This is a genomic window from Rhodococcus sp. NPDC127593 (genome assembly GCF_042671975.1).
In the GTDB taxonomy this organism is placed as follows: domain Bacteria; phylum Actinomycetota; class Actinomycetes; order Mycobacteriales; family Mycobacteriaceae; genus Rhodococcus_F.
Genome location: NZ_JBHXWI010000068.1, coordinates 34143 through 47530, shown reverse-complemented (window position 1 = coordinate 47530; position 13388 = coordinate 34143). Strand labels below are relative to the sequence as shown.

The following is a 13388-nucleotide window of genomic DNA, read 5'->3' as shown; positions in this document are numbered from 1 at the left end:
ACAGCAGCACACCGACCACCGCTGCAACTGGTGATCGACGCCGTGCGCGCCGCGGCGGCCGCACAGGGGCTCGCCGCACGATCACCGTACCCGTAAGCCAAAGACGCGCGCCTTCGCCCTCGCAGAACGGAACGTCAGGGGTGTGGGCGCATGGTTTCGAGCATGTAGTCGAGTTCGGCGATGGTGCGGTGGGGTGGGAGTGTGAGGATCGGCATCTCGGCGCCTGCGGTGTACCAGTGCTGGAGTTGGTCGTGAGCAGTGTCGGGTGTGCCCCAGACGGTGAGCTCGTCGAGCAGAACAAGGGCTTCGGCCGGCACGTCGGTGGTGTCGTGGGTCGGGTTGCCGGCGAGCACGGCCGCGACCTGGTCGCGGTATCCCCGTTCGCTCAGCGAGCGGCGGTAGAGCGAGCCCATGCTGGTGAGGTAGAACGCGACCCACCACGACGCGATCTCGCGGGCGGTGGCGTGATCGGCCGCGACGGCGGTGGGGACGGCCGGGCACACCAAGGAGCGTGTGGTGCGGCCGGATCGGGCGCCCGCCTGCTGGAGCAGGTCGATTCCGCAGGGCAACCACGACCGAGGGACCAAGAAGGGCGTCCAGCCGTCGGCTAGTTCGCCGGCGAGTTGGATGGATTTGTTGCCGAGTCCGGCGAGGTAGATCGGCAGGCCGGTGCGCGCGGCGACACCCAGCCGCAGGGGCCGGTGGTCGTGGGTCGCCGTCGGGCGGACCCGGTCCCCGTCGAGCAGTCGACGGACCTGTGCGGTGAACGATTGGTCGTGCAGTCCTTCGACGAGCTGTGGACTGCTTGCACCCAAGCCGAGGACGAAACGGCCGTGTGAGACCTGGTCGAGGCTGGTGGCGAGCATCGCGAGGGTGCCGGCGGTGCGGCCCCAGACGCTGAGCACGCCGGTACCGATGGTGATTCGTTCGGTCTTGGTGGCGATTTCGGTGAGCAGAACGGCGGCATCCTGGCTCCACCCTTCGGCGAGGAAGAACCCGTCATAGCCGAGATCTTCGGCGCGGCGGGCGACATGCAGGATCACCTCACGGCGCGTTTCGAGTGGGTCACGCAGATACCGAGGCCGCGCCGGGTAGCGCTGACGCCGGAGGCGAGGTTGCCGGCTGTGTGGGTGCTCATGAGCGGGTTGCCGTCCGTTCTGGTGTCGATGCTCCACTCGACAGGCGCGTACGCACCGCGAGGCGGGCGCGGTCGAGATAGCGCGTGTCGGCGAAGAGATGGAAATATGAGTTGGCCGCCAGCAGTGTGCCTTCCAGCTCGAACGCGAGCTGGTCCGGATCGGTGTCGGTGCACAATTCACCGGATTGCTGTGCGTCGCGTGCCGCCTGCGCGAGGGTCCCCATCCACTGGCGCTGACACTCGGTGACGGCGTCACGGACCGGGCCGGGCGTCTTGCCGTCGAACTCGGCCATCGCGGCAGCGAAGAAGCATCCCCCCGGAAAGACTCCCCGTTCGACATACGACAGGAACGACTCGCAGAGGGCGGCTAGGCGTTGCATGCCCGGACCAGATCCGAGCGCCGGTGTGACCACCTCGCGCACGTAACGCTGGCGCGCGACCTCGATGGTGGCCAGCTGAAGGTCTTGCTTCGAGCCGAAGTGGGCGAACAGCCCGCTCTTGCTCATCCCGGTCAGGCTCGCGAGATGCCCGATGGTGAGTCCGTCCAGACCCTCGACCGATGCGATGTCGGCGGCCGCGTGCAGCACGGTCTCCCGCGTCTTGGCCCCTGGGGTCGTGTTCCGCTTCTGTGCCATGAACTGATCCTAGTACAGCACGAACGATCGTGCTATTTTTCATTTGAGCCGGCATTCAGGCTGGCCCGAAGAAAGGAGTCGGTGATGCCGTTCATCGACGTCAAGGTCGTCGAGGAAATCGGCAGCGGACATTGGGGCATCGGCGGCACTGCGCTGCACACCGCCGATGTGAAGGCACTCGCTGCGGGGCAGCCGGTCGGCTTGCGATGCGCGAGAAACGGGATTTCGGATTGAGTGAGGCGCGATGTTCGACGTGATCGTGGTGGGCGCCCGGTGCGCAGGCGCGTCGTTGGCGATGCTTCTGGCACGCGGCGGGCACCGTGTCGCGGTGGTCGATCGCGCGTCGTTTCCCAGCGACACCATGTCCACCCACTTCCTGTGGCAACGTGCCGCGTTACGACTGCGGGACTGGGGATTGCTCGATCGGTTGCACGCCCGCGGCTGCGCACCGATCGAGCAGATCACCTTCGACGTCGGCCCGGTGCAGATGTCGGGTATCGGGCCGGGCGTCGAAGGGCAGACCGCCGCGTACTGCCCGCGGCGGACCGTTCTCGACACGGTGCTGGTCGAGGCGGCCGTCGAGGCGGGCGCCGAACTGATCGACGGCGTCGTCGTCGACGACGTGGTGTGGGCGGATGGTCGCGTATCGGGCGTGCGCGGCCGTCGCCGAGGTCTCGGCGGCTCGGTGTCGTTGCGGGCACCGCTGGTCGTCGGCGCGGATGGCCTGCACTCGACCGTCGCGCGGCGAGTCGCTGCTCGCGTCTACAACCACCATCCGCCGCTGACGTGCGTGTACTACTCCTATTGGAGTGGCCTCGGCGATGTGCGCGCGTCGTTCCACGCCAGAACGGGCCAGCTGATCCTGGTCTGGCCCACCAACGACGGGCTCACCTGCATCTACGTCGGTTGGCCCCGCAGGGAATTTGCGCGCGTCCGCACAGACCTCGACCGAAGCTTTCACGCCGCCCTCGATCTGGTGCCAGGACTGCGTGACACGGTCGCCTCCGGCCACCGCGAACAACGTTTCGTCGGTACTGCCGACTTACCCAACCAGTACCGAACATCGGTCGGACCGGGCTGGGCGCTCCTCGGCGACGCCGGCCACCACAAGGACCCCTCCACGGGAATGGGCATCGCCGATGCGTTCCTCAGCGCCGACCTCCTCGCGGAGGCCATCCACAGCACGCGCGCCGGCCGTCCCGTCGACGACGCACTCGGCGACTACCAACGTCAGCGCGACCAGCTCACCGCCAACGGCTTCGAACTAGCGCTCAGCACGGCCCGCCTCGCGCCGCTCTCGAACGGACTCACGGAGTTCTACAGAGCGGCCGCGGCCCAACCGGAAGTAGTCGAGCGGATCTTCGGCGTCCTCGGCGGGTCGGTGCCCATCCGAGAGGTCTACTCTCCGCCGAACATCGCGTCAGTCCTCGCACATGCCAACGCTTGAACGCACATTCCCTTGCGCGTGCGCACCAGGCCGTACTCGCGGTGGCACCGGTGCCATCGGGTGCGCGGCGTTCCGCGCGGTGGTTACCCTCGCAGGATGACTGCAACTCCGGATTCCACGGTGGGCACGAACACAGCGGTGGCCGGCCTCGAGAGCACGTTCGCCGACGAGCTGGGCGCCCTGACGGTGCCGTGGCAGGGCGCCGATGCGCCGGACCCCACGTTGCTCGTGCTCAACGAGCACCTTGCGGCGTCGCTGCGGTTGGATGTCAAGACGCTGCGAAGCGAGGACGGGGTCGGCGTGCTGTCCGGATCGACGGCGCCGACCGGGGCCAAGCCGGTGGCGATGGCGTATGCGGGCCATCAGTTCGGCGGATACGCACCGCTCCTCGGGGATGGCCGGGCGTTGCTGCTCGGCGAGCTGACCAGCAGTGATGGGCAGCGGGTGGATCTGCACCTCAAGGGCTCGGGGCGCACGCCGTTCTCCCGGGGCGGCGACGGGTTCGCGGTAATCGGCCCGATGCTGCGCGAATACCTGGTCAGCGAGGCCATGTACGCCCTCGGCATCCCCAGCACGCGCGCACTGTCGGTGGTCGCGACGGGCCAGCACGTTCATCGATCCGGCGCCGAGCCCGGTGCCGTGCTCGCCCGGGTCGCGGCCAGTCACCTGCGGGTGGGCACCTTCGAATACGCGGTGCGGCAGGGTGAGGTGTTGCAGCCGCTCGCCGATTACGCGATCGCCCGCCACTACCCGGAGCTGACCGAACTGCCGCCGGGGCGTGACGGTAACCGCTACCTGGCGTTTTTCGAGGCGGTGGTGGAGGCGCAGGCGTCGCTGGTGGCGCAGTGGATGCTCACCGGTTTCGTGCACGGGGTGATGAACACCGACAACACGACCATTTCGGGCCAGACCATCGACTACGGTCCGTGCGCCTTCCTCGACGCGTTCGACCCGGCCGCAGTGTTCAGTTCGATCGACCACGGCGGCCGGTATGCGTTCGGCAACCAGCCCGCTGTCCTGAAGTGGAATCTGGCGCGCCTCGCGGAAACGCTACTGACCCTGATCGATTCCGCGCCGGATGACGCGATTACCGCGGTGTCGGCAGTTCTCGAGACCTTCGACGAGCGTTACGACGGCCATTACACGGCCGGTATGGCGGCAAAGCTCGGTGTGGCCGGCGAACTCTCCGACCGAGCGCTGGTCCACGACCTGCTGACGCTGATGGAGGAACACGGTGCCGACTGGACGGGCACCTTCCGTGCTCTCGCCGACGAACTACGCGGACATTCGACACCTCTCGACGGCCTCGTGCCACCCGAGCACATCGGGCCATGGTTGCAACGCTGGCGCGGCGCCCTGACGACACACGGGCGTCCGGCAGCGGAGACCGCGGACGCGATGGACTGCGTCAACCCGCTGTACATCCCGCGCAATCATCAGCTCGATGCTGCGTTGCGCACCGCGACCGACGGTGAGCTCGCTCCGTTCGAGAAGCTACTGGAGGTCGTCACGCATCCGTTCGACCGCCGCGACGAGTGGTCCGACTACACCACACCCGCCCCACCGTCATTCAGCAAGTCTTTCCAAACCTTCTGCGGCACTTAACTTCCAGGACGGAGTTGCACGGCGACGTTCGTGTCGAGGGAAACTTCTCGCCGACGATTCGTCGCCAGAACGTAACGCCGTCGAACGCTATTTAAATCTGGCCGGAGCGAATGCGATTGCCCGAGACGTCGAACCCCGTCAGCTGGCGGGATCGTACTGGAACGCGCGCACCTCCTGCGCGCACCGACAGGCAACCGCGATCTTTGCAGCCCATTCCAGTGCCGCCTCGGGCCGGCGCGCACAAGACTCGCCCGCCCACCCCAACCGGCGGAATAGGCCGACTCCACCACCGCACTCACCGCGGCCCCGACACCGCCGGCATCAAGCACTTGATCAACACGCCCGAATGCGCGTGGGGTAGGTGGTGTGACGGTCATGTTGTCGGGAGCCCCTGCACAGCGCAATATTCTGCGGGCTGACACGATCCCTCACCGAGGTCAGCCAGAAATCTCATCGCACGCGTGGGACCAGTCGGACCGCTAGCTGCCTGGCCCGCCCGTGCGGCGGTAGTGCGGGTACACGCTCGCTAAAAGTCGAATGTCGTCTTGGGCACAGTTCGCTTCGGGAATGACCTGCCACAATCGATCGATGAAACGGCGCGCTGTCATCCCGAAGCGCACCAGGATCTCCTCCTCGCTAGCACCACCGAATGGTGCCCACATCATGGCGAATTCGATAAGGTGCTCCGCCTCGGGGTCAGGATGGTTGCGTTTGCGGTTGGCTTCGATCCACGCGGCGCGACGCCTATGACGCCACTGGCGGTACTGGCGGTACTGGCGGTACTGGCGAGAGTTCATGGGGAGTTCACTCATCGAGTCGGCACTGAGGAAGCCTCGGAAGTAGCGACCTCGCCACAGAGAGGAATACGAGCAGTGCGATTCGCTGTCGCGCTGACTGCACACAAGATCGACGCCACCACTTCACCGAAGTCGTCGCCATCCATCCTTGTAAGCATGTTGTCCTCCTGCATTCGGAAGCGACAGATCAGCTTCCCGTGCCTGTCACGCCGGGGTCCGAACGCTGCCGCCGCCCCTGGTTCGGGTTAGCTACCGGGCAGAAATCGCAGTGCAGTTACGATGATCGCGCTGGTGGCGGCGATCGAGACCGTGACCCCGATAAAGGGATGGAAGTCCTTCGGTAGACGGATCATGACCGGCCTGGCAATGATGGGGCCCAATAGGGCACCCCCTGCCGCGCCCAAGACCATGGCCAGCGCACTCCCGTTGAAGGCAATGACAGTAGCCGGTGCCACCGACACCACCGGGATGAAGGTCGGGGCCCATCCTCCGGCGCGGTAAAGTCGGCGCCACATCAAAACGCCGAGTGCTGACGCGAGAGCTTGTGAAAACAGAATGCGAGGCAGTAGCTCGGTCCCAAATGCCGGAAGCCGCGGGTTCAGAATGAAAGCCGTACATACGCCGATGATTACGCCCAAGCTGGCCCATTCGTTCGCACAGAACTGCGCCTCGGTGAAGTCGGCAAGAACGCGGCGCACAGTCCAGAGTGCATCTTTTAGAACGCTGGGTGGACCCACGACCGTCACCGGTAGAGGCTGCTGATGACCCGCATCAGGCGTGAGGGTATCCGGGAGTCGCATCCACGGCAGATAGCGGCTGACGGTGAACGTCACCGCCGCACTCAGTGACATCGCGGCGGTGATTGCCACGACACTCGGCAGCTCCAGTGGACTGGTGACGAATCGAATCAGCAGAATCGCTACCGGTGTGGTGGTGACGGCGCCCGAGACGGCGCCAGTGACGAGCACTGCCCACCCTCGGCCGTAGACAAGAACGAGTAACGCAGGAACAGATACGAAAGGAACGAATGTGGGCTGCCATCCCTGAGCCAACATCCATCCGAATAGGAGATTGGACAGTAGCAAGCTCAGCGCCGACGACCCGAGCACCCAGGGCCATAGCCCGGTGCCATAAAAGGTCGGCATCCCCGCCAACCGCTTGCGGGCCCTCCACGCCAACCAGGCAATTGTTGCGCCACAGAGCAATCCGATCGACGCGATCCCTGATGCATAGGACTGTGGTTCCGTCATGTCACCGAGTGCCCACAGAATGCGCGCAAGTACGTCGTTCTCGCCGGCCGACGCGAGCAGTTCGCTGTAGGTTTGTCCGACTTCTCTCTTCATGAAGGAAGCGGCAGCTGTCAGCATGATCGCAAGCACTCCGAATATGCCGACCACGAAGGCTGCACCGAGTAGTACACCAGGAAAGGCCAATTCGGAGTGCTGCGGGATTCCCCGTTTTGGATGCGGCGACGGGTCCGCCGGCGTCTTCTGCTTCAGAACTGATTGCACAGCGGGCTGTGTGTTTGACTCTGACATGGTTGCCCCTAACGCCTTCCTGGGCTGCTCAGCGACCCAGCGGCTAATGGTTGAAATCGGTGTGGGTGAATACCAGTACTGAAATGCGTGTGCCGGCGACCACGACAGAAGCCCGATGCGGGGCACGGCGGTTTTGCCCACTGCACCGATCGACGGTGGACCGGGCCGTTCTCTGCGTCAGCCGCGGACGTCGCGATGTGAGACATCTACCCACCCATCCGCACTGAAGCCACCCAGCTGCGGACATGCGTGGAGTGGGGTGCGGCGCGGGCAAGTCGTCGGAGCGATCGAGCGATCGGCACGGCGCTCCACCCATCCACCATTGTCCGCACCCCACGTGACATGATCGTCAACATCGAAAAGGCATCCGTATGACGGGACGATCTCCGGCAAGACGTTGCCACGATTGAACTCCCGGAGTTCCACGAACCCGAGGATCGTGCACGCCGACTGTCGCTGACCGCGAATCTCGGCCGGCACCCATTGCCGAGCAGCGGTGGCACCAGCGAACGACATGCCGGTAGGAGTGGTGCGCTCCACCGGCACGCGACCTACTAATCCGCACATTCAGATTAGCGGCCGGAAACCCGTTTCTCTTACGGCGATCCCAATCAGGCCGGCAGATGAGCGAAACGATGACCGGAGGCCGTCAACGTCCCACCTGCCCTTGTTCCGACGCGTCCCAGATCATCTGCTGCTACCAGGATGACCGGCTTGCCCGCACGGTGTTTCCGATCGAAGGCAGCGGGGGCTTCAGCGAGAGGCATCACGCTGACCGCGGGCGGCCGCAGGCGGCCATCACGGATCCGGCGTTCAATGCGGACCAGGCACTCACGATCGGGTTCGACGACGAAGAACACCGCCGGTCCGTGCTCGGGCACCACCCGAGGGGGCTCCGCGATGGTGACGAGAACACCACCGGGACGCACCAGTTTCGCTGAACGATCGAGTGTTTCGCCGCCGATGACATCGAGCACGACGTCGACTTCGTCGAGGTCTTCGAGCCGGTGTCGATCCAGATCCACGAAAGCGTGGGCGCCGAGGCCGAGAACCGTGTCACCGTGTTGAGCACGACCGGTGCCGATGACCCGGGCGCCTGCCTCGAGCGCCAGTTGCACCGCCATCGAACCGACCGCGCCGGCGGCACCATGGATTAGTACGGTCTGCCCCGCGGCGAGTCGCCCGTGGTCGAACAGCGCCTGCCAAGCTGTGAGCCCGGAGATCGGCACGGCGGCGGCCACTGCGTGATCGATGCCGCCTGACAGTGGCGCCAGGTTGCGGGCCTCGACCGCGACGTACTCGGCTAGCGTACCGTTGCGGGCCCAGTCGGTGACCCCGAAGACGCGCTGACCTACGGTCAACCCGGTCGTGCCATAACCTAATTCAGCGACAACTCCGGAGACTTCGTGTCCGGGAATGGCTGGTGCCCGGTCGCGTCCCGCACGGTCGGACCAGGTGCCGGGCCAGTCGAGTTCACCAGGCGTGAAGCTCGCGGCGTGTACGCGCACGATGACGTCGTTCTCTGCCGCATGAGGGTACGGAACTTCCGCCACCGACAGTCCACTGACACCAGATTTATGGTCACGAGTGATGACCGCTTGCATGGAAACCTCATTTCGTTTCGATTCGATCGCGCGACGTCTAGTCGCAGCGACGGTTTAGCGCTTGTGCTGGCGCGCGCCAGGGTGGCGCAGATGATCGCGAGCCACGATCGCTTCTGGTTCGAGCAAGGTGATCATGTCGATACCGGGTGCGCAGCTGCAGACCGCGATGAAGCGGCTCGGCGCTACATAGCTGGAGACCGGACCCGATTGGCGATGTGGCGCGAGTGTCATCGCACGCACCCAAGGGGAATCGACGGCGCGCGACACACAACAGATCGAAGACCCTTGACGGTTCCAGCAACCAGCACCCTCTGAGGCTAGTACGGTGGTGAGACGCCGCTTGGGCCACTTGCACACGGAATTCGTGGGCCACTCACGGGAGTAGCCGGACCAATGCCTCGACGGCGGCAGGCCCTCGACAGCAAGATTCCGCCACGCCGGCTCTTGCGCGGCGAACCGGGAATCAGTGTGTCGGGGTCAGCGTTCATCACACAGTGCCGCATAGCGTCGACGATGTGAATCCGGGATTCACCCGGTACCGATGCGAGCCGTGAGCGCCCGGGCTCGACCGAGTAGTTGCTCGGCGCAGTGGGTTCGGAGACGAAGCCGCGATGCCGAATCAGTGCAATAACGAAGACGGTGGCACACCGTAGCGCTGCCGGAACGTGGCGGCGAACCGGCCGAAATGAGTGAACCCCCATTTCAGCGCAACGTCGGTCACTGAACGGGCCGAGCCTGAGGCGAGTTCGGCTCGAACGCCGGCAAGGCGGATCTCAGTCAGGCATTCGCGGGGAGACTTGCCGAGGTGAATGCGAAAGCCCTCCTGTAGGCGTCGTACGCTGACCCCGGCTACGTCGGCCATTTCCGCTGCGGTCCACAGACGGTCAGGCTCAGCGTGAATAGCATCGATTACGCGAGTGACGATCCGTGGCCGTACAGCGTAGCGACCCTCGGTCTCGTTCGGGATGGCAGCGAGCAGGAAGCCGTCTGTGAGCGATGACGCCAGCCCCTGTGCCATATGCGGATTGGTCAATAGCACGTCATCGACGGGTTGGTCGGCAATGCTGGTCAGGAGTCGAAACCAGCTGCCAGCAGCGGGCCTCCGCAAATCGATCTGATCGGGGATCACTGCGTCAGCTCGGCCTGTCACACGCCACAGCTCGCGTTGGACGAAGTCCCGATCGATTTTGACGCCGAGAATCGTGCAAGCGCGGGGCCAACGCGTGATATCCGCTGGTGTATCGGCGGGGTTGACCGTGGCAAAGCCCTGGGTGGACACGACGAGTCGCCCTCTGATCCGGGTCTCGAGCTCGCCGTGAAGCGGGATGTTGATCCCGATAGCGCCGGGATGCTCGCTGTGAACGGCAACATCAGCACCCCAATTGATTCGGACAATGCGCAGCGGGCCGAGATGCAGAGCCGATACCCCGGGAGAGACAGCGGGGCTGGAGGCTACCAGCGGCACGAGCCTATGCGGAAAGTAGGCGTCGGATACTGCGTGGGACACCGCATCCCAATCGGGATGTCTCAGGTCACTCCCCGGATGCTCGCCGCTTGACTCTGTACCGGAAAAACTCTCGCGCAATGTGGATCCGCCTCGCGGTGAACGGATCGCCACACGACGTGTCCGTACCTATCTTTTATCACACGCATTGGAGAATCAGAAGGGAGCGGAGGACATATGAGGTGCGTTGTGTGGCGTGGCCGTAGACCGGACGCAGTAGCGAGTCGATGACGGTGAACGGTCGGTCGGCCAGGCCGGGCAGGACCTCGACCCGGCCGGTGGACTCAGGCTCAACTCGTCCGGATGCGCGGTCGTCGTCGCGTGTGGCGGCCGCGCACGATGCAGACCCGCCTGGCCGGGTTCCGGTGGCGCCGTCCTCGAACCCGGGCTTCGGCATTCAGACGGCGCACCGCCCGGGTTACCATATTTTCACTACGACTGTCGCAACGTGGAGGTGTCGTGTCAAAGGCGAGAACTCGCAGCGGCAACGTTCCCTCTACCGCAACCAGCTTCATCGGTCGGCGTCAGCAGCGTAAGGAGATCCGCGACCGTCTGGCGGGCGGACGGCTGGTGAGCTTGATCGGGCCGGGGGGAGTTGGCAAGACCCGATTGGCGTTGCAAGTCGCCGACGAGATGAATCACCTTTTCGATAACGGCGTGTACTTTGTCGATTTGGCGCCCGTCTCGGACGGAGGCGATGTGCCGGCTGCAGTCATCCATGCGCTAGGAATTGTAGACCAGTCGAATCGTGACGCCACTGCGAAGCTAATCGAATATCTTCGTGATCGCGAGATCCTGCTCATTCTCGACAATTGCGAACACGTACTCCGCGGGTCCGTCGCTCTGGTCAGCGAAATACTGCGACATGCACCCTCGACTCGAATTCTTGTCACTACCCGCACGTCGTTGATGGTGACAGAAGAATTCCTATATCCAGTACCTCCACTCACCGTTCCCGATGACGCGGCGCCAGTCACTATTGAATCCTTGTCGCAGTTCGAGTCGATCCGACTACTCCAAGAACGTGCAGAGGCTGCCTCCCCCAGTTTCGTCCTCAACGAGCACAATGCTGCCGCAGCGGCGCGTTTGTGCATTCAGCTGGAGGGAATTCCGCTGGCAATCGAACTCGCTGTCGCCCGAATGCGCATTCTTTCCATTGACCAGATCCTGGAACGTCTGACGGACCGATTCGGGCTGCTCACAGTAGGAAGTCGGTCGGCCGCACCGCGCCAACAGACTCTCCGATCGCTCGTGGATTGGAGTTTTGCACTCTGCACGGAACCGGAACGCCATCTGTGGGCACGCCTATCCGTCTTCGCTGGCAGTTTCGACCTGACGTCGGCGGAAGGCGTGTGCTGCGACGGATACGGCGAGGACAGCGGCCACCCTACGACAACCACGCTTGATCTCGTGGGTTCCCTTGTGAATCAGTCCATCCTGGGCGTCGAGGGCCAAGAATCCTCGATGCGCTTCCGGATGCTGGAAACCATCCGGGAGTACGGCGCAGAGATACTCGCACTGACGGGGGACTCGGAGAGGTTCCGCAGCCGCCACCGACAGTACTTTCTCGACGTGGTCAAAGACCTGGAACGCTCCTGGTGTGGGCCCGACCAAGCCGCCGCAGCCAAGTGGATGCGCGTCGAGCGGGAGAATCTCCGAGCCGCGTTGGAAACCGCCGCCCCAGGCGACAGTTATCAGCTCGAGTTGATCGCCGGACTGCGATACCGCTGGTACGCCGATGGATACATAGCCGAGGGTCGCAGATGGGTGGACGAAGCGCTCGACGCACCCGACGGTGACCGAGCGCCCACGCCCGCCCGGGCAAAAGCGCTGTGGGTCGCGGCCAGGGTGTGCCTTCTCCAGGGCGACCATGAGGTGGCAGCACGGCGCCTCGATGAGTGTGAAGCACTGGCGACGCGGCTTGCCCTCGCTGACGCGGCGGCCCACTGCCTCGGTCTGCGGGGGCTCGCCGCACAGCTTCGCGGCGACCTTGCCGAGGCCGAGAGTCAATTCGAGGTCGCGCTGCGAGAGCTGGCCGACGTCGGAGAGACCGCCGAATGGCTGATGGCGTCCTTCGAATACGCCGTCGTGCTTTCCCTCGGCGGCCGCAGCGCGGACGCTTTGGCCGTCAGCACGTCGGCGCTGTCCGTGTGCCGACAACGAGATGAACGATGGGCGCGCTCTTACCTGAAGTGGAGCCAAGGCCTCGACCACTGGCTGCAAGGCGACTTCACCGCAGCGCATGCGACCGCGGCCGACGCGCTTCGCGATCACCGCGTCTTTGACCCGTCCCTGGGCACCGCCTTGATGACCGAGCTTCTCGCGTGGATAGCGGGGTCAACCGGTCAGTTCGAGCGAGCGGCACAGTTGATCGGGGCGTCTCGAAGCCTTTGGCGACGCACGGGTACGGAATTGGCGGCGTTCGGGCCGAACCTCACCGGCTATCACTCCGTCTGTCGCGGCCAGCTCGAGCAGGTTATGGCGCCACGGGCGCTGTCGACAGCTCTACAGACGGGAGCAAAGCGATCCCCGACGGGAATCATCGCCTATGCATTGGCGGAACAGGTCGCCGATTCGATTCACGAGGATGAACCACCCGCGCTCACCAGTCGGCAACAGGAGATCGCAGCCTTGATATCGAAAGGGCTGACCAGCCCACAGATCGGAGCGGCTCTGGTGATCTCCGTGCGCACCGTGGAGAGCCACATCGAGAACATCATGACGCGCCTGGGGTTCGTCTCGCGCAGCCAGATCGCCTCGTGGTACATCGGACAGTCCCGCTGACCGGACTACGAACTCGCAGCACGAACGTGCTGAGTTGGACGCCTTCGAACCCACCGTCCAGTCGATCCGTTGAAAGTCGTCGAGCGGTACGGACACGCTGGGCCGGTCACTCCGACCAGTGATCCACCCCAGTCCGGCACGTGACGGTATCCGCCGTTAGACCTCGCAGGTCAGAGCCGTTTCGCCGGGTGCCCCGCTGGCCGCACCCGGTACGGAGATCCGAAACTTCCGTACCCCCTACCGTGATCTGCCCCATGTGAGTAGTCGCACAGTGAGGCAGATTACAACGGCACCCAGCCGGCGACGCACCAGTCCAACGCGTCGCGACGTGGCTTG

Annotated in this window: 11 protein-coding genes and 1 pseudogene; 4 read left to right on the top strand and 8 right to left on the bottom strand. The window is 64.6% G+C overall.

The window, feature by feature from the left end:
• Window positions 1–134: 134 nt before the first annotated feature.
• Together ACFVJ3_RS41300 and ACFVJ3_RS41295 are read right to left on the bottom strand one after the other, a co-directional pair.
• Window positions 135–1043 (bottom strand): LLM class flavin-dependent oxidoreductase, encoded by a 909-nt coding sequence (locus ACFVJ3_RS41300; RefSeq protein WP_378457565.1) that lies wholly within the window; start codon window positions 1041–1043, stop codon window positions 135–137.
• A 91-nt stretch (window positions 1044–1134) separates the two neighbouring features.
• Window positions 1135–1773: a TetR/AcrR family transcriptional regulator gene (locus tag ACFVJ3_RS41295; RefSeq protein ID WP_378457564.1), complete on the bottom strand. Its 639-nt coding sequence runs from the start codon at window positions 1771–1773 to the stop codon at window positions 1135–1137.
• An 84-nt stretch (window positions 1774–1857) separates the two neighbouring features.
• Between ACFVJ3_RS41295 and ACFVJ3_RS41290 the strand changes: the two genes are divergently transcribed.
• Genes ACFVJ3_RS41290 through ACFVJ3_RS41280 form a run of 3 tightly spaced genes read left to right on the top strand, consistent with a single transcriptional unit; the run spans window position 1858 to window position 4825 of the window.
• Window positions 1858–2007 (top strand): hypothetical protein, encoded by a 150-nt coding sequence (locus ACFVJ3_RS41290; RefSeq protein WP_378457563.1) that lies wholly within the window; start codon window positions 1858–1860, stop codon window positions 2005–2007.
• Between the two features lie 10 nt (window positions 2008–2017).
• Window positions 2018–3220 carry an NAD(P)/FAD-dependent oxidoreductase gene (locus tag ACFVJ3_RS41285; protein ID WP_378457562.1) on the top strand — a complete coding sequence of 401 codons (1203 nt, stop codon included), beginning with the start codon at window positions 2018–2020 and terminating at the stop codon, window positions 3218–3220.
• Window positions 3221–3280: 60 nt separating this feature from the next.
• Window positions 3281–4825 (top strand): YdiU family protein, encoded by a 1545-nt coding sequence (locus ACFVJ3_RS41280; RefSeq protein ID WP_378457561.1) that lies wholly within the window; start codon window positions 3281–3283, stop codon window positions 4823–4825.
• A gap of 138 nt (window positions 4826–4963) precedes the next feature.
• Here the strand turns inward: ACFVJ3_RS41280 and ACFVJ3_RS41275 are convergent.
• The 6 genes and pseudogenes from ACFVJ3_RS41275 to ACFVJ3_RS41250 all read right to left on the bottom strand — a co-directional run.
• Window positions 4964–5053, bottom strand: a pseudogene (locus ACFVJ3_RS41275) (transcription initiation protein); the annotation flags it as partial.
• 251 nt (window positions 5054–5304) lie between these two features.
• Window positions 5305–5637, bottom strand: a complete 333-nt coding sequence (locus tag ACFVJ3_RS41270; protein ID WP_378457560.1) for a hypothetical protein — start codon at window positions 5635–5637, stop codon at window positions 5305–5307.
• A 230-nt stretch (window positions 5638–5867) separates the two neighbouring features.
• Complete coding sequence (locus ACFVJ3_RS41265; RefSeq protein ID WP_378457559.1) at window positions 5868–7133, bottom strand: hypothetical protein; 1266 nt, start codon at window positions 7131–7133, stop codon at window positions 5868–5870.
• Window positions 7134–7771: 638 nt separating this feature from the next.
• Window positions 7772–8764, bottom strand: a complete 993-nt coding sequence (locus ACFVJ3_RS41260) for an NADP-dependent oxidoreductase (protein ID WP_378457558.1) — start codon at window positions 8762–8764, stop codon at window positions 7772–7774.
• A 619-nt stretch (window positions 8765–9383) separates the two neighbouring features.
• Entirely contained in the window at window positions 9384–10295 is a 912-nt protein-coding gene (locus ACFVJ3_RS41255) for an AraC family transcriptional regulator (RefSeq protein ID WP_378457567.1), read from the bottom strand.
• Between the two features lie 112 nt (window positions 10296–10407).
• Window positions 10408–10665: a hypothetical protein gene (locus ACFVJ3_RS41250; RefSeq protein WP_378457568.1), complete on the bottom strand. Its 258-nt coding sequence runs from the start codon at window positions 10663–10665 to the stop codon at window positions 10408–10410.
• Between the two features lie 62 nt (window positions 10666–10727).
• Between ACFVJ3_RS41250 and ACFVJ3_RS41245 the strand changes: the two genes are divergently transcribed.
• Window positions 10728–13052, top strand: a complete 2325-nt coding sequence (locus ACFVJ3_RS41245) for an ATP-binding protein (RefSeq protein ID WP_378457566.1) — start codon at window positions 10728–10730, stop codon at window positions 13050–13052.
• Window positions 13053–13388 lie beyond the last annotated feature (336 nt).

Coding starts and splice junctions, on each gene's coding strand:
- ACFVJ3_RS41295 (WP_378457564.1), bottom strand. CDS start 1,773: ATGGCACAGAAGCGGAACACGACCCCAGGGGCCAAGACGCGGGAGACC.
- ACFVJ3_RS41290 (WP_378457563.1), top strand. CDS start 1,858: ATGCCGTTCATCGACGTCAAGGTCGTCGAGGAAATCGGCAGCGGACAT.
- ACFVJ3_RS41285 (WP_378457562.1), top strand. CDS start 2,018: ATGTTCGACGTGATCGTGGTGGGCGCCCGGTGCGCAGGCGCGTCGTTG.
- ACFVJ3_RS41270 (WP_378457560.1), bottom strand. CDS start 5,637: ATGAGTGAACTCCCCATGAACTCTCGCCAGTACCGCCAGTACCGCCAG.
- ACFVJ3_RS41260 (WP_378457558.1), bottom strand. CDS start 8,764: ATGCAAGCGGTCATCACTCGTGACCATAAATCTGGTGTCAGTGGACTG.
- ACFVJ3_RS41250 (WP_378457568.1), bottom strand. CDS start 10,665: ATGCCGAAGCCCGGGTTCGAGGACGGCGCCACCGGAACCCGGCCAGGC.